Annotated in this window: 13 protein-coding genes; 3 read left to right on the top strand and 10 right to left on the bottom strand. The window is 41.3% G+C overall.

The genetic code is table 11. The annotated features are described in order from the left end of the window. Nucleotides 1-51: 51 nt before the first annotated feature. Both PULV_RS11090 and ggt read right to left on the bottom strand, forming a co-directional pair. Entirely contained in the window at nt 52-1746 is a 1695-nt protein-coding gene (locus PULV_RS11090) for an NAD-dependent malic enzyme (RefSeq protein ID WP_086745027.1), read from the bottom strand. A 179-nt stretch (nt 1747-1925) separates the two neighbouring features. Further along, nucleotides 1926-3644 (bottom strand): gamma-glutamyltransferase, encoded by a 1719-nt coding sequence (gene ggt / locus PULV_RS11085; protein ID WP_227009401.1) that lies wholly within the window; start codon nt 3642-3644, stop codon nt 1926-1928. Nucleotides 3645-3765: 121 nt separating this feature from the next. Here ggt and rrtA point away from each other — a divergent pair, with 121 nt between their 5' ends. Next, nucleotides 3766-4350: a rhombosortase gene (rrtA, locus tag PULV_RS11080; RefSeq protein WP_193331731.1), complete on the top strand. Its 585-nt coding sequence runs from the start codon at nt 3766-3768 to the stop codon at nt 4348-4350. A 30-nt stretch (nt 4351-4380) separates the two neighbouring features. Here the strand turns inward: rrtA and PULV_RS11075 are convergent, their stop codons facing one another. The 6 genes from PULV_RS11075 to PULV_RS11050 form a co-directional block, all read right to left on the bottom strand. Beyond that, nucleotides 4381-6858, bottom strand: a complete 2478-nt coding sequence (locus tag PULV_RS11075; RefSeq protein WP_193331730.1) for a S9 family peptidase — start codon at nt 6856-6858, stop codon at nt 4381-4383. A gap of 224 nt (nt 6859-7082) precedes the next feature. Beyond that, nucleotides 7083-7589, bottom strand: coding sequence for a hypothetical protein (locus tag PULV_RS11070; protein WP_193331869.1), 507 nt, complete (start codon nt 7587-7589; stop codon nt 7083-7085). Nucleotides 7590-7594: 5 nt separating this feature from the next. Beyond that, entirely contained in the window at nt 7595-8542 is a 948-nt protein-coding gene (locus tag PULV_RS11065; RefSeq protein ID WP_405127488.1) for a YeiH family protein, read from the bottom strand. Nucleotides 8543-8586: 44 nt separating this feature from the next. Further along, nucleotides 8587-9735, bottom strand: coding sequence for a 5-(carboxyamino)imidazole ribonucleotide synthase (locus tag PULV_RS11060; protein ID WP_193331729.1), 1149 nt, complete (start codon nt 9733-9735; stop codon nt 8587-8589). Between the two features lie 2 nt (nt 9736-9737). Further along, on the bottom strand, nt 9738-10220 hold the full coding sequence (gene purE, locus PULV_RS11055; protein WP_086745022.1) for a 5-(carboxyamino)imidazole ribonucleotide mutase: 483 nt from the start codon (nt 10218-10220) through the stop codon (nt 9738-9740). Between the two features lie 139 nt (nt 10221-10359). Continuing rightward, entirely contained in the window at nt 10360-11946 is a 1587-nt protein-coding gene (locus PULV_RS11050) for an ABC-F family ATPase (protein ID WP_086745021.1), read from the bottom strand. Between the two features lie 304 nt (nt 11947-12250). On the opposite strand from PULV_RS11050, the gene PULV_RS11045 reads away from it, so the two are divergent. Further along, the gene (locus tag PULV_RS11045; RefSeq protein WP_086745020.1) at nt 12251-13342 is read left to right on the top strand and encodes a branched-chain amino acid aminotransferase; all 1092 of its coding nucleotides are present in this window, start codon (nt 12251-12253) and stop codon (nt 13340-13342) included. Nucleotides 13343-13489: 147 nt separating this feature from the next. Here PULV_RS11045 and PULV_RS11040 read toward each other — a convergent pair whose 3' ends face one another. Next, nucleotides 13490-13984, bottom strand: coding sequence for a GNAT family N-acetyltransferase (locus PULV_RS11040; RefSeq protein ID WP_086745019.1), 495 nt, complete (start codon nt 13982-13984; stop codon nt 13490-13492). Between the two features lie 134 nt (nt 13985-14118). Between PULV_RS11040 and PULV_RS11035 the strand changes: the two genes are divergently transcribed. Continuing rightward, on the top strand, nt 14119-14325 hold the full coding sequence (locus PULV_RS11035; RefSeq protein ID WP_086745018.1) for a hypothetical protein: 207 nt from the start codon (nt 14119-14121) through the stop codon (nt 14323-14325). A gap of 148 nt (nt 14326-14473) precedes the next feature. On the opposite strand, the gene htpX is transcribed toward PULV_RS11035, so the two are convergent. Continuing rightward, nucleotides 14474-15337 carry a protease HtpX gene (gene htpX, locus PULV_RS11030; protein ID WP_086745017.1) on the bottom strand — a complete coding sequence of 288 codons (864 nt, stop codon included), beginning with the start codon at nt 15335-15337 and terminating at the stop codon, nt 14474-14476. Nucleotides 15338-15532 lie beyond the last annotated feature (195 nt).

The raw sequence follows: 15532 nt of genomic DNA, 5'->3' as shown, positions 1-15532 counted from the left end.
TATAAAAAATACAAAAACGCCGCTTAACGCGGCGTTTTTACATCTTAACTCTTAAATGCTGACTCGTTTGTAATCACGGTAAGTCGGCATCCAGTAGTTACGATTAATCGCAGCCCAAATTGCATCATCGGATATTTCCAGTGCAACCCCCTGCTCAATTGCTTTTTTCGCTACCGCAAAAGCAATCTCTTTACTTAATTCTTCAATTTTAGTCAGAGCCGGCAAAAGACTTCCTTTTCCTGTATTGGCAAGAGGTGATGATGACGCTAATGTTTCACTTGATACCATCAGCATTTCATCGGTTATTATTTTTGCTTTAGATGCAATAACCCCTAAACCAATACCTGGGAAAATATAACTATTGTTACATTGTGGAATTGGGTATGTTTTTCCTTCGTACTCAGCGGGTTCAAAAGGACTGCCCGTTGCGACAATCGCTTGTCCTTGTGTCCAAGTAATGACGTCTTGAGGGACTGCTTCAACTTGTTTAGAAGGATTACTTAAAGGGAAAATAATCGGTTTTTCACAGCCTTGGTGCATGGCACGAATGACTTGCTCAGTAAATAAACCCGGCTGACCAGATACACCAATTAAAATCTGTGGTTTTGCACAGTGCATAACATCAAGTAATGACGCATATTCACCACTATAACTCCAATCACTAAGCTGCTCAGGTGTATGAGTTAACGCTTGTTGGAAATCTCTCAGCCCTTCCATGCCATCGGTTAATAAACCAAAGCGGTCAACCATAAAAATTTGGCTACGCGCTTGTTCATCAGATGCTCCCTCAAACACCATTTGACTGATGATCTGCTCCGCAATACCACACCCTGCTGAGCCTGCGCCAACAAACACGACTTTTTGATCAGAGAGTTTTTGTCCTTTGACGCGACACGCCGCAAGTAAAGAACCAACAGTTATCGCTGCAGTGCCTTGAATGTCATCATTAAAACTACAAATATCATTGCGGTAACGTTTTAACAGTGGCATTGCATTAGGCTGAGCAAAGTCTTCAAATTGAAGTAATACATTAGGCCAGCGACGTTTTACTGCATTGATGAATAAATCTAAAAATTCATCATATTCTTCTTGGCTAATTCGTTTATGACGAGCGCCCATGTACATTGGGTCGTTCAACAGTTTTTCATTGTTGGTTCCGACATCTAACATCATAGGCAAGGTATAGGCTGGGCTGATCCCACCACACACAGTATAAAGCGCTAACTTACCAATTGGGATCCCCATTCCACCGATCCCTTGGTCGCCAAGACCTAAGATCCGCTCACCATCAGTGACTACTATGACTTTTACTTTGCCTTTTGTGGCATTACGTAAAATATCATCGATATTGTGACGATCTTCATAAGAAATAAACAAGCCACGTGCGCTACGGTAGATATCAGAGAATTGCTCACACGCATCTCCCACGGTAGGCGTATAAATAATTGGCATCATTTCTTCTAAATGATCGCGGACTAAGCGGTAATACAAGGTTTCATTGTTATCTTGAATGGCACGCAAATAGATATGTTTATTTAGATTATCAGTAAAACTTGAATACTGCTGATAACAACGTTTAACTTGTTCTTCAATTGTTTCAAAACGTGGTGGTAACAGACCCGCTAAGTTGAAGCTTTCACGCTCGCGTTTAGTAAATGCACTGCCTTTGTTCAATAAAGGCGTTTCGATCAGTTTAGGACCTGAATGCGGGATATATAGAAAATTATTGGTATCTTTATTATTCATTTGATCTCAAGCAAGTTAATTTGCGACTATAAAGTATAACCGATGATTATTGCTGTTAATCATAAAATTACAAGCAAAAAGCGTCTAAGCTGACCACTGAAAATTAATTTAATCTGCTTTTTAACATTCTCATTACAGCCATAACAGCTCATTAAAAAGCGGCCAATGCCGCTTTGTATTTAATGGCTCATTTCTGATAAAGCCACCCCTTCACGTCGAGGGTCGGCTCCACCAAGTAATTGCCCGTCTATGAGCTCAATTGCGTGTAAACCAGAATTTAAATCTGCAACGCGTACTGTATGCCCTTTCTCGCTGAACCATTCACTTAACTCTGCAAGCTCGGTGTCTTTTTCTAGGGTGGTGACTTTATTTCTGTTGGTAATTTTGGCTAAGTTAATTGCCTCTTGAACCGGTAATTGCCAATCAAGTACCGCAATCATCGTATGGGCAACGTAATTGATAATTCGGCTGCCGCCAGGCGAGCCAATAATCAAACGCAGGCTGCCGTCTTGATTAAATACAATCACAGGAGACATAGAACTTCTCGGGCGCTTGTTAGGTTCAACACGATTAATTAATGGCTGGCCATTTTTTTCGGGGCTTAGCGCAAAATCGGTTAACTGATTATTTAATAGATACCCATTGACCATTAACGTTGAACCAAAGGCCATCTCAATCGATGTTGTCATCGAAGCAGCATTACCTTGCGCATCGACAATTGAAAAATGACTGGTCGAAGGCAATTCATAGGCATCATCAGTGACTTTAGTCAATTTGATAGCCGGATCCCCTGCTACAGCAAGCCCCATATCCCGTTCTTTAATCAGTTTAGAACGGGTATTTAAATATTCTGGAGTTAAAAGTTGTGTCACATCAATAGAGTTAAAATCAGGATCCGCTAAAAACACATCTCTGTCAGCAAACGCAAGACGCGATGCTTGAGTAAAATAATGTAATGCCTCTTTTGAATTTGGTTGATATTGCCCGATGTTCTTATGTTCAAGGAGTTTCAATATTTGTAAGACTGCAACCCCACCAGAGCTTGGCGGCCCCATAGAGCAAATTTTATATTGATGATATGGCGCACAGACCGCTTCGCGGGTTTTCGCTTGATACTGATTAATATCGCTCACCGTTAATACACCGGGTGCAATCGCAGAATTCTGAACAGTGTGAGCTATTTTTTCTGCATTATCTCCATGATAAAAAGCCTTTGCGCCTTCTTTGGCTAAACGTTGATAAAAAGCGGCTAATTGCGGGTTTTTCTTCAAACTTCCTGCTTTTAGTGCTTCACCATTTGGGAAAAAATAGTCTTTTGTGCCTGCTATTTGATGAACACCAGGGTTGAATTTCTTACTGAGTAATTTCTCTAATCGCGGCGAAACGGTAAACCCTTGTTGTGATAATTGTATGGCCGGCTCAAATAACTCAGCCCAAGACAAAGTACCATGCTGTTGATGGGCTTTGCTCATGGCAGCCACCACACCGGGCACTCCCACCGAGCGCCCGCCTACGACCGCTTTTATCCAAGGAACAGCTTGACCGGTTTTGGCATCTAAAAACAATGATGATGTCGCGGCGCTTGGGGCTGTTTCTCTGCCATCGTAAGTGATCAGTTGATTTTTTGCCTTATCAAAGTGCATCAAGAACGCGCCACCACCTATACCAGACGACTGAGGTTCAACTAATGTAAGTACGGCTTGAATAGCAACCGCAGCATCAATCGCACTGCCCCCTTTGGCTAGTATGGCTTGGCCTGCTTTTGCCGCATACGGGTTGGCAGCGACCACCATATACTTCTTTCCTGAAACCGTTGTTTTTTGTTCAAAACCGGTTTTGGCCTCTGGCTCACGATCTTCTCTGGGCAAGTTTGGCGCCGAAAGCGCGATAAAAGGCATTAGGGTCGTAATGAATAAAGCTGTCAATCTAAGCATGTGGTGTCTGTCGGTTTTTAATCTTGTTGGCATATTAAAACTAACTTGGCACAATAAGCAAAATAATTATAAGTATATAAGTAAAATGTTGAACCTCCCGATACAGCGCCACTACCTAATCAGCCCGTTGTTATTACTGCTTATTGCAGCGATTTTTCAGCTGCTTGATCTGGGTACTTTGTTGCAATACAACACCAACCAAATTGAACAAGGGCAATTGTGGCGGATGATTACTGGCCACTTTGTCCATTCAAATATCAACCACCTACTTTTAAACAGTGCTGGCATCGCTTTAATTTGGGCATTGCACGGTGAATACTATCGCCCCTCTTTTTATGCTCAATTATTATTCGGTTTATCTCTTTGCATTAGTTTAGGGTTATTTTTGTTTTATCCGCAAACAGCCATTTATATCGGGTTAAGTGGTGTATTGCATGGCATGATTATCGTTGGCGCTATCATAGACACACAAAAAGGTCATCGCTCGGGGTATCTGCTATTTTTTGGCGTATGGGGCAAAATCGTGTTTGAACATTTACAAGGACCTAATTTAGAGTTAAGTGATTTAATTGATGCGCGAGTGGCGATTGAATCCCATTTGTTAGGAGCATTTGCTGGCAGCTGTTATTGGCTGGTTGTTCTATTAAAGAAACAAAAACGCCACAATTAATGTGGCGTTTTTGTTGTTGCGGTGTTTTTACTATAGATTTTCTTTGAACAATTTATAAATACGACGGTATTCATCTAACCAACCTGAAGGTTGACGAAATCCGTGTGGTTCAACGGGATAAATAGCTGTTTCGAAGTCTTCTTTTTCAAGCTCGATAAAACGCTGAACAAGACGAACCACATCTTGGAAGAATACATTGTCATCGACCATAGGCGCGTTAATTAATAATGGATCCTCTAGCCCTTGTGCAAAATAAATAGGTGAACTTCGCTCATACGCGATTGGATCAACATCTGGGTGATTCAAAATATTCGAGGTATAAGGGGCATTGTAATGGGCCCAGTCACTCACAGGACGTAACGCAGCCCCCGCTTGAAAGAGTTCCGGACGTGTCATTAAGGCCATAAACGTCATAAACCCGCCATAAGATCCGCCATAGGTGCCGACCGCGTCTTTGTTGACATTAACGTTATCAACCATCCACGTAATACCATCAGCTAAATCTTCAATTTCAGGTTTACCCATATGACGATAAATAGCGGTGCGCCAATCACGTCCGTAACCTTTCGATGCACGGTAATCCATGTCCATTACGACATACCCTTCACTTGCGAGCAATGAATGGAACATAAACTCTCTAAAATAGCCAGACCACCCTAAATGAGAGTTTTGCAAATAACCCGCACCATGATTAAAAATCACAGCTTTTCGATTTTTACCTTGCTCACCAGGGACATAGTCTGCTGGGTAGTACACTTTTGCATAAATCGGTTGGCTAGTGTGGCTCGATGGTACTGCAACAATTTTTGGCGCAATTAACTGGGTTTGTTTAAATTGCTCTGTGACTGTGTCTGTTAATTGTGTTATCGGCGCATTAGGCTCTGCATTAGCCACAAATAACTCAGGAGGTGAAACAAGTTTTGAATGGGTTAACAGCAGTTTTTGACTATCAGGGCTTAATTGATAATCTGTCATACCATTGAGTTCGGTCAGTGCTGTACTCGTTTTATTTGCTAAATCCAATTGATACACCTCATAGATACCTGGGTGTTTTTTATTGGCTTTATAAATCAGACGATTGTTTTTCGTATCTAACGTAAGATTAGAGACTACAAATTGTCCTTGTGTATGCTGTTGTGGTTTGCCATTTAACTGTTTGGTGTAAATATGGCTGTATCCAGATTCTTCAGATAAGAAGTACAGAGTTGAGTTATCAGCTAACCAGCCATAATCGTTATAGGTATAATTAACCCATGCGGTGTCATGCAAACGATGTTGTGAGACAAAACGTGCGTTTTCAAAATCAACCGTCGCTATCCAGCGGTCTTTATTATCCCATGCTTCGAGCATCAGCGCGACTTGATCACCAGCAGCATTCCATTGAATGGCTGTTTGGCTCCATCCCCAGTCCATCATCAAATTAATATCGCGAGCTTTACGCTCACTTTTATAGGTTTTGCCATCTCGCGCATAGTTTTCAGATTTAACACTGGCCAGCACGTCTTCATCAAAACCTGGTAATGTATCAAAAGTAAGTGCTGTTTGTGTTTTTTTATCTAGATCCAGCATTAACACTGTTGAACCAGATGATTTTTCATCCGCAACACGGCGTCTGGCAGGGACAGACTCAATCCCAGCATCTTGAGTGATGTAATTTGGCATAATATCTGAATCATCACGCCAGCTACTTTTAGCTTTGATCACCACAATCATTTGTTGACCGTTTGGAGATAAACTTGCAGAAACCAGCTCTTGGCCTTTGCCTAAGTAAAATTGATTGGTAAATACCGACGAATTAGTGTCCGATAATTGCTTATCTTGCTCTGCACGCTGTTTTTTATTTTTATGAGTTAAGGCCACAAAATCAATCAGCTTGTGTTGCTCTTTGGCGATATAAGACGTGGGCTCTGTGACACCTTTTGGTTCATCAGCTAAATTTAATTGGACTAATTGCTGGGTAAAACCACTGGTCAAATTCACCGCAAAAAAGCCATTACCTTGGCGATAAACTAACTCACCCGTAGTTAAAAACTGTAAATCAGAGGCACGTTCATTACTGCGTGTAAGTTGTGTAAGTGTTGATTTTTTGATGTTGTTAACAAATACATTGCCCTTAAACACATATGCTTGAAGCGACTTATCTTGGTTGAATACGGCACTGCGACTACCAATCTGATGGCGTTTTTCATCTGAAACTAAATGCGCTTGTTCACCAGAAATAGGTTGATGGAAAATATCTCGAAGCTCAGAGCCTGCTTGTTTTTGAGCGTAAAATACCGAGCTTGAATCAGCCGCCCAATAGCTACGCTCCGCCGAGCGTGCAATCCAATCAGGATGCGCCATGGCTTGCTCTAACGTGATGTTCTTCTCAGCTGTTTGATTAGGATTGGCTTGATTAATGACTTCGACGCTTGGCGCCACTGTCGCTTGTGTGATCTGTGTTGTTTGGCATGCGGTGAGGGTGAGACTTGCGGTGATGGCCAATGCGACTAACGATTTGTTTTTCATATTGCTTCTTCATACTCAGCTAAAATTGCCTTTATTAAACAAATATAAACAGCAAATAGCAATTGAATTGGGCAAGCAAAACTGTCAATTGGTCGAGTTTCAGATAAAAAAAGGTCAGCTCAAGGCTGACCGAATACTCTGCGCTAGCAATTTAGGGTAAAACAATCGGGGATGATTGCTTCAATAATATAGAGTCTGATATTCAAGCTAAGTTCAATTTTTATTCAAAATATTTTTATTAAACCATTGTTGCCATAAAAATCAGCAATTAACCAAATTTCTTTAAATGGATGCTGTTCTGCTATGGGAATATCACTAAGCGCACTTTGTAAGTCGTCTTGCGTCCAGCAGCTACTTGCATTGCGGATCACCAACCATACTTGCTGACTGTCGTATCTCTTATTTGCCTTATTATTGAGCAATCTTCCTAATGCGTTTTTAAGGCGAATGGCAGAATCAGATTCTGCCATTTGTGCAATAGCTTGCTCCATTTCTATTGAAAGCGACCGACCAAGTACCGCCATTGCCTCAGTTTCTGAGCCATATAAATGTGCAATTTCTAAGTCCAACTTGTGGCCATTTCGATAACAGCTGACATCCGGCTTTGCCGGTTGATTATGCCAAATATGGCGCATTGGGATGGCGTATTGTGCCTCGTATAATGTCATAAACAGCTTCGCTGCTTGATGCTCAAGAGTGACTTTTTCTAATTCACTTTTATTGTTTTTCATCGTCATTAAATGACTCCATCGATAATCATCAACAACATTAAGCTGCTGACTATTATCCATAAAATAATCGCCATTAGGAATGGTTTTGGCCCGACTTGCTTTAAGGTCTGTAAAGACATGCCAGAACCAATTAAAAACAACGTCATAATTAAGATGTGTTTAGCACCAGCACTGAGTGCCGACCACACTGACTGATACTGTGGAAACTCGCTATTGATCAAAGCAGCAAGCACAAATCCAACAATAAATAGCGGAATACTCGCCCGCTCTTCTGATTTCCAAAATACCCCTGCGATAGCGGTATAAGGAATAATCCACATGGCACGTGTTAATTTAATCGTGGTTGCGAGCGCCACTGATGCCGCGCCAAATGAAGCAGAGGCTGCAACAACAGAGCTGGTATCGTGTATGGCAAGCGCCGCCCAATAAGCAAATTGTTGCTCAGTCAAGTTAAAATAATGACCTACAACAGGAAAAATAAATAAAGCCAGCGCATTAAGTGCAAAAACAATGGCTAATGCTACAGCAATTTCATCATCTTTTGCTTTAATAACGGGCGCCATTGCGGCAATGGCTGAGCCGCCACAAATCGCAGTTCCAAACGAGATTAACAATCCAGTATTTCGTGCAACTCTCAGCCATTGGGTCAGTATTTCGCCCAAACCAATAATCGCGGTAATACTGACTAGCGTGAGGACAATCGAGTCACGTCCGACTTGCAGTACTTGATTGACATCCACTGAAAAGCCCAAGCCAATGACAGCGCACTTTAATGTCCATTTACTCAGTTTCGCGGCATGTTCACGTAAAGGATTACCAAACAATGCGGTGAATAAGAACCCTAACATTAATGCAGTGCCCGATCCTATCACTGGCGTTAAACACACAGCCAGCAATAAAACATAACTCGCTTTATGAATTGTAATACGATGATTGACCATTGAATGACTCATAAAAAAGCCGAACAATTATGTTCGGCTTAGAGGTTGTCCTAGTATTAAAGTGTTTTTAACCGCTCTGCAGTGGCTCGCACTCCTGGGTAATCTTGCTCCGGCAAGAACTCAGTTAACTGCATTAATTTATCGGCTAATTCAGCTGCATTGTGACCTGAAACATTGATATGGCCCATTTTACGGCCCGGTTTTTGACTTTTCCCGTACCAATGGCTTTTCACATCAGCAATCGCCAGCACTTGATGTGGAATATTCGGCTGACCGAGCACATTAATCATCACACTTGGTTTTTGCAAACTCACATCCCCTAAAGGAAGTCCAGCAACAGCTCGCATATGGTTTTCGAACTGACTGCATGGCGTGCCTTGTTGTGTCCAGTGTCCAGAGTTATGGACTCGCGGCGCAATTTCATTGACCATTAAGGTGCCGTCAACATCAAAAAACTCAATCGCCATGACACCCACATAATCCATTTCAGTGGTTAAGTTTTTGAATGCGCTGACCGCTTGTTGCTGGATAGACGCCTCAACGAAACCAGCTAAAGACAAGGTTAGCACGCCATTAGTGTGCTGATTTTCAGTCACAGGATAAATTGCAAAACGACCGTCTTTGTCACGCGCACCAATCACTGATACTTCACGATCAAAAGGGATCATTTGTTCAGCAATAATCGTATGTGGAAACTGCTCAGTGCCAGATGCAATAAAATCAGCCATTTCTGACCAAATTTGTGTTATCTCGTCTTCTGATTTTAAACGCCATTGCCCTTTGCCATCGTAACCGGCTTGGCAAGTTTTAATCACTAATGGTTTCCCAAGCTTTGTAACAGCATGAATGAGGTGCTGTTTTTCGGTGATCAATTGATAAGGGGCACATGGTACGTTCCCTTTATCAAGCAATGCTTTTTCGATTGCACGATCGCCGCCCGCTTTAATTGCAGCTTTACCTGGGTAAAACTTGCCACTTTGACAGCAAAGCGCGAGCACAGGATCAGGAATATGCTCAAACTCAGCAGTAATCACATCCGCATCAGCAATCGCTTGTTCAAGGGTTAATTCATATTCATCGAGTGTGACAGGATGAATAATTCGGTTTGAGCCAACATCAAAGGCACGCACATTCAGATCAAGGGGTGCACCTTCTAAGCTCATCATTCGAGCCAACTGACCGGCCCCTAAAATTAAAACATTCATGATTAAATCGCAGGATCAGGATTAGCTAGGACAGTCTCAGTTTGTTCTTTACGGAACGCTTCAATCTTGGCAAAAATTTCAGGTTGCTGACAACCCAAAATTTGCGCAGCAAGTAAACCTGCATTGGCAGCTCCAGGATCGCCAATAGCCAATGTTCCAACAGCCACGCCTTTTGGCATTTGACAGATAGATAGTAAAGAATCAACCCCGTTTAGGGCTTTTGATTTTACTGGTACACCAAGCACTGGCAAACTAGTAAACGCGGCAGCCATACCCGGTAAATGCGCTGCGCCACCGGCACCGGCAATAATCACTTTGATACCGCGCTCTGCGGCAGATGATGCGTAATCAGCTAATAATTGAGGAGTACGGTGAGCTGAAACAACTTTAGTTTCATAATCGATGCCAAAACGGTCTAACATATCTGCAGCGTGCTGCATGGTCGGCCAATCCGATTTTGAACCCATAATAATGCCAACTTTCATAACGACTCCTCATGAAAAAATTTTTAAAACGATACTGTAAAGGGTAAGCGCGCATTATACACACCCCCTTTGTTAAGGCGAAGACTCTGAAACAAAAAAGCCATGCTTATTGCATGGCTTTTTGAATATCAGTTATACATTACGCTTCTTTTGTCGCAAGGTATTCATCATAAGTACCTTGGAAGTCAATTATTTTGCCGTCTTTGATTTCCCAGATACGGGTTGCCAATGACGAGACAAATTGACGGTCATGAGAGACAAACAGCAGTGTGCCTTCATAGTTTTCTAGGGCTGTATTTAGAGACTCGATTGATTCCATATCCATATGATTGGTAGGTTCATCCATTAGCAAAATATTTGGTTTGTGCATCATTAACTTACCAAATAACATGCGACCTTGTTCTCCCCCTGAAATGACTTTCACTGACTTAGTGATATCATTTTGAGAAAACAGTAAACGACCTAAATAACTACGGACAACTTGTTCGTCATCACCAGGTTGTTGCCATTGCTCCATCCATTCAAACAATGTTTGGTCTTTTTCAAAATCATGAGCATGATCTTGCGCATAATAACCAATATTTGAATTTTCTGACCATTTAAATGCCCCAGCTTTAGGCGGTAATACACCCGCTAAGGTATTTAGCAATGTGGTTTTACCCGCACCATTTTCACCAATAATTGCGATTCGCTCGCCAACTTCGACTAACCCGGTCAAGTTATCGAACAATGTGCCTTCAAATCCTTGAGTTAAATTATCAAGTTCTAATGCATTACGAAATAACTGCTTTTCTTGAACAAAACGAATAAACGGATTTTGACGGCTTGACGCTTTGACTTCTGCTAATTGAATCTTATCAATTTGTTTCGCTCGAGAGGTTGCTTGTTTTGCTTTTGATGCATTAGCAGAGAAACGTGAAACAAACTGCTGAAGTTCAGATATTTGAGCTTTTTTCTTCGCATTATCAGATAATAAACGCTCGCGTGCTTGTGTCGCTGCAAACATATACTCATCATAATTACCCGGATACAAGCGTAACTCACCGTAATCGATATCCGCCATATGTGTACACACTGAGTTTAAAAAGTGACGGTCATGAGAAATAATAATCATAGTGCAATTACGCTGGTTCAAAATATCTTCTAACCATTTGATTGCATAGATATCCAAGTTATTGGTTGGCTCATCAAGCAGCATAATATCGGGTTCAGCAAACAGTACTTGCGCGAGTAACACTCGTAATTTCCATCCTGGTGCGATCTCTGACATCAAACCATAATGCTGGGCAACATCGATACCAACACCTAAGAGCAACTCACCTGCTTTGGCTTCAGCTGAGTAACCGTCCATTTCAGCAAACTCAGTTTCGAGATCGGCGACTCGCATGCCATCTTCTTCAGTCATTTCAGGAAGTGAATAAATACGGTCACGTTCTTGTTTAACGTCCCATAACTCTTTATGACCCATAATCACGGTATCGATGACAGAATATTGCTCATAAGCAAATTGATCCTGATTTAGTTTAGCGACACGTTCGTTGGGATCGGCACTGACATTACCAGCAGAAGGCTCAAGTTCACCACTTAATATCTTCATAAACGTTGATTTACCGCAACCATTGGCGCCAATTAAACCGTAACGATTCCCTTCACCAAATTTAACTGAGATATTTTCGAATAAAGGCTTAGCACCAAATTGCATGGTGATATTTGCTGTACTTAAGATAGGTGTATCCCCCGCCGCATAAACTATGTGGACTTATTACTGTATTTTTAAATTGCTGGGATTTTAGCGTAACTAGGCGGTATTTGCGACTATTAATACGCGTTTAACAGGCTTAGCTTTAGTGAGCAATCAGCGCAAATCACACCGTTAAAAGGATAAAACATAGAAGGTTTGCATTTTGTATAAAACAAATACATTATGCATGCATATTAACGTTTACAACATGCTTTTTGTGTCAATTGAGTCTTCAGCGATATATTTATCGTCAATAAAAAAGCATCATCAGACAGTCTAGGTAGCCCCAGTGGAAATAAAATATCAACTAAAATCAGCCTCACAGCGCCGTTCAACGCCCTATCAACCAACAGAAAACATCGGCTTCGGTCGCATCAGAACCGATCATATGTTTGTAATGGATTACGCTGATGGACAATGGCAAAATCCTCGGGTCACATCTTTTGGCCCGTTACCGATATCACCGGGTGCAATGGCGCTACATTATGGTCAATCCATTTTTGAAGGAGCAAAAGCATTTCTTCACCCAAACGATGAAATCTATACGTTTCGACTCGATAAAAACATCGAACGCTTAAATACCTCAGCCAGTATTTTATGCATGCCTCATGTTCCAGCTGAGATGCAAAAACAAGCGATTGAAGCGTTAATTGATGTTGAACGCCTTTGGTTTCCTCGCCAAGAGGGAGCATGTTTTTATATTCGCCCATTTATGTTCGCGACTGAAGATAATTTATCTGTGCGCAGTGCCAATGCATACACCTATTGTGTCGTAATAAGTCCAAGTGGCGCGTACTACCCAGATGGCAACAATAGTGCAATTCGATTATTAGTGTCTAAAAAATATCACCGCGCCGTCAGTGGTGGCACAGGTGCAGCCAAAGCATCAGGAAATTACGCGGCATCGCTGAGAGCCGCCACCGCAGCGAAAGAATTTGGTGCTGCGCAGGTGTTGTATTTAGATGCCAATAATCAACAAATTGAAGAAGCTGGCGCCATGAATCACTTTCATGTCCGAAAAGATGGCACGCTGATCATCCCAACATTTACTGATACAATCTTAAAATCAATTACGTCGCAATCGGTGTTAGCGCTAGGCGAACATTTAGGCTGTGAAATCAAGCAAGAAACCATCATGATTGATGATTTTATTGCCGATGTGCGCTCAGGTGAAATTGTCGAAGCTGGCGGTTTTGGTACTGCGGCTGTTGTGTCTGCTGTAGGTGAATACATCTTTGAAGATAATACTATTATTCAAGTCGCCGATGGACAGGTTGGCCCAGTTACGAAAAAGCTCTATCAATTGTATTCTGATATTCAAAACGGTCGCTGTGACGATCCATATAATTGGTTAACACAAATACCGCGTTTGTATAAATAAACGACTTGGTTACTCGTGGTGAACTTTCGCGACGAGTGACCTTATTCGACTATCTATTCCCACCTATTTTGATAAGCCTTCTTTATTTTTTACTCTATCGATGCGATATATTTATTAATAAATATAAGTATGATGTGTTCTCTCTGTTTACTTTGTGTATTCATGATATTGCTCTGTCTGAGTTGCATATTTAAACCCTAGCTTTTCAAGTAAAGTAATACTTTGCACATTTTGCGCTTTACAGCGTGCAAAAATGGGTCTGTTAGGGATATTTAACTCAGAAAAAGATACTTCTAACAGTCTGCTACAGGCTTCGTACATTAAACCTTGTCGCCAATAATCAGGTGATAATTCAAAACTCAGCTGTAAATGGCTACATTCATCATTTAATGGATACAAGCCACAACTCCCAATAATCAGCCCTTGGAAATCAATCACCCAACGTCCTCCGTGGCCTTGATACCAAAGTTCAATATCTGTTTGTAAATAATCACGAAACTCCGTTTTATCCACAAACTCAGGAATATCGTTGTACTGACGAACCATGGGGTGTGATAATATTGGCCATAAAGAGGCTGCATGGCGATGTGAAATTGGCAACAGTTTTAAGCGTTTGGTCACAAAGTCAGGTTGTTTAATCATTAATGCAACCTTCCCTATTTATGCGTGGTATTATGGTTGGTAAATTCAAATATAAGCCTAACATTTTAATCCGCCGCTGAGTAGCAAAATACCCAAGTAATTCACACACCAATTTAGTGTTTATGGAGTTTTAAATGACTGATACATTTAAAGTAATTCAACCAACTACCACTGTTTATTGCCCAAAAAGAGGTGAAGGTTGGACACTCACTGGCATCACCAGTATCAACGAAAAAACCTCAGTAATGTTTGATGGTATTCGCTATACCTTAGACGCCCGTGAAGTAGTAGAGGTTTTGTTACCCAATGCACTCGCACGTACGCAGTCAGAAAATAAATAATCAGATTAATTGTAGAATTAACTGGAACAAATGTAATTATCCACTATAACTAGATGATAGGTGATCACCTATAACCAAATGGATCAGTTTCTGAAACAAAAAAAAGCGCTGTTTTTACAGCGCTTTTCATTTATCAACTATTCAAAAATTAGCGTAATGCGTTGATTCGCTCTTCAAGCGGCGGGTGAGATGAGAAGAAATCCGCAACGCCTTTGCCTGATGCAATACCAAATGCCATCATCGAACCCTGTAACTGCGAAGGATGATTTGCTTGTAAACGCTCAAGCGCTGCACGCATTTTATGAGCGCCCACTAAATCAGCCGCGCCTTTATCTGCGGCAAATTCACGTTTACGACTAAAGTAAGCCACGACCACCGATGCTAAAATACCAAATACAATTTGGAAAATCATATCGAATATAAAATAAGTCCATGATGGGCCTGAATTCTCTTCTTCAGAACTATTTAAGAAATTATCGACTATGCCCGCTAACACTTTTGAAATAAAGATAACAAAGGTATTAACAACACCTTGAATAAGCGTCAACGTCACCATATCACCATTGGCAATATGCGATACTTCATGGGCTAAAACGGCTTCTGCCTCATCGGCATTCATACTGTGGAGCAAGCCAGTGCTCACCGCGACCAACGAATTATTTTTGCTTGGACCGGTAGCAAAAGCATTCATTTCAGGGCTGTCATAAATGGCTACTTCTGGCATCGCAATGTTTGCTTTTTTTGCCTGCGCTGCCACTGTATCAATTAACCACTTCTCTGTTTCATTACGCGGTTGTTCAATCACCAACGCCCCAGTTGATTTTTTCGCCATCCACTTTGACATAAACAAAGAAATAAACGAACCACCAAAACCAAACACAGTTGAAATCATTAAGATCCCACCCAGACTACGGTTATCAATACCAAAGACGCTCATTAATATCGATAACACAATTCCTAACACTAGCATTACAGCTAAGTTAGTAATTAAAAAAAGAACAACGCGTTTCATAGTAACCTCATAGTTAAGCAATATACCTAGTAATCGATACGTGCACTTTCGCAACATCGATTAACTTTGATATTGGGGTGTAAACAGTAAAGCCAAGTCAGTTTAGACAGATTTGTGTTACAAAATGTCATGACTGGCGATGAATAACCCCGGGAATTTTGCGTGAGTGTGCCTCAGTCTTTACAGAGACTCAAG

Origin of the sequence: Pseudoalteromonas ulvae UL12 (genome assembly GCF_014925405.1) — a bacterium.
GTDB lineage: Bacteria > Pseudomonadota > Gammaproteobacteria > Enterobacterales > Alteromonadaceae > Pseudoalteromonas > Pseudoalteromonas ulvae.
The sequence above is the reverse complement of the archived record's forward strand: the minus strand, read 5'-3'. Positions and strand labels throughout refer to the sequence as shown.

Coding starts and splice junctions, on each gene's coding strand:
- PULV_RS11090 (WP_086745027.1), bottom strand. CDS start 1,746: ATGAATAATAAAGATACCAATAATTTTCTATATATCCCGCATTCAGGT.
- ggt (WP_227009401.1), bottom strand. CDS start 3,644: ATGCCTTTTATCGCGCTTTCGGCGCCAAACTTGCCCAGAGAAGATCGT.
- rrtA (WP_193331731.1), top strand. CDS start 3,766: ATGTTGAACCTCCCGATACAGCGCCACTACCTAATCAGCCCGTTGTTA.
- PULV_RS11075 (WP_193331730.1), bottom strand. CDS start 6,858: ATGAAAAACAAATCGTTAGTCGCATTGGCCATCACCGCAAGTCTCACC.
- PULV_RS11070 (WP_193331869.1), bottom strand. CDS start 7,589: ATGAAAAACAATAAAAGTGAATTAGAAAAAGTCACTCTTGAGCATCAA.
- PULV_RS11065 (WP_405127488.1), bottom strand. CDS start 8,542: ATGAGTCATTCAATGGTCAATCATCGTATTACAATTCATAAAGCGAGT.
- PULV_RS11060 (WP_193331729.1), bottom strand. CDS start 9,735: ATGAATGTTTTAATTTTAGGGGCCGGTCAGTTGGCTCGAATGATGAGC.
- purE (WP_086745022.1), bottom strand. CDS start 10,220: ATGAAAGTTGGCATTATTATGGGTTCAAAATCGGATTGGCCGACCATG.
- PULV_RS11040 (WP_086745019.1), bottom strand. CDS start 13,984: ATGATTAAACAACCTGACTTTGTGACCAAACGCTTAAAACTGTTGCCA.
- PULV_RS11035 (WP_086745018.1), top strand. CDS start 14,119: ATGACTGATACATTTAAAGTAATTCAACCAACTACCACTGTTTATTGC.
- htpX (WP_086745017.1), bottom strand. CDS start 15,337: ATGAAACGCGTTGTTCTTTTTTTAATTACTAACTTAGCTGTAATGCTA.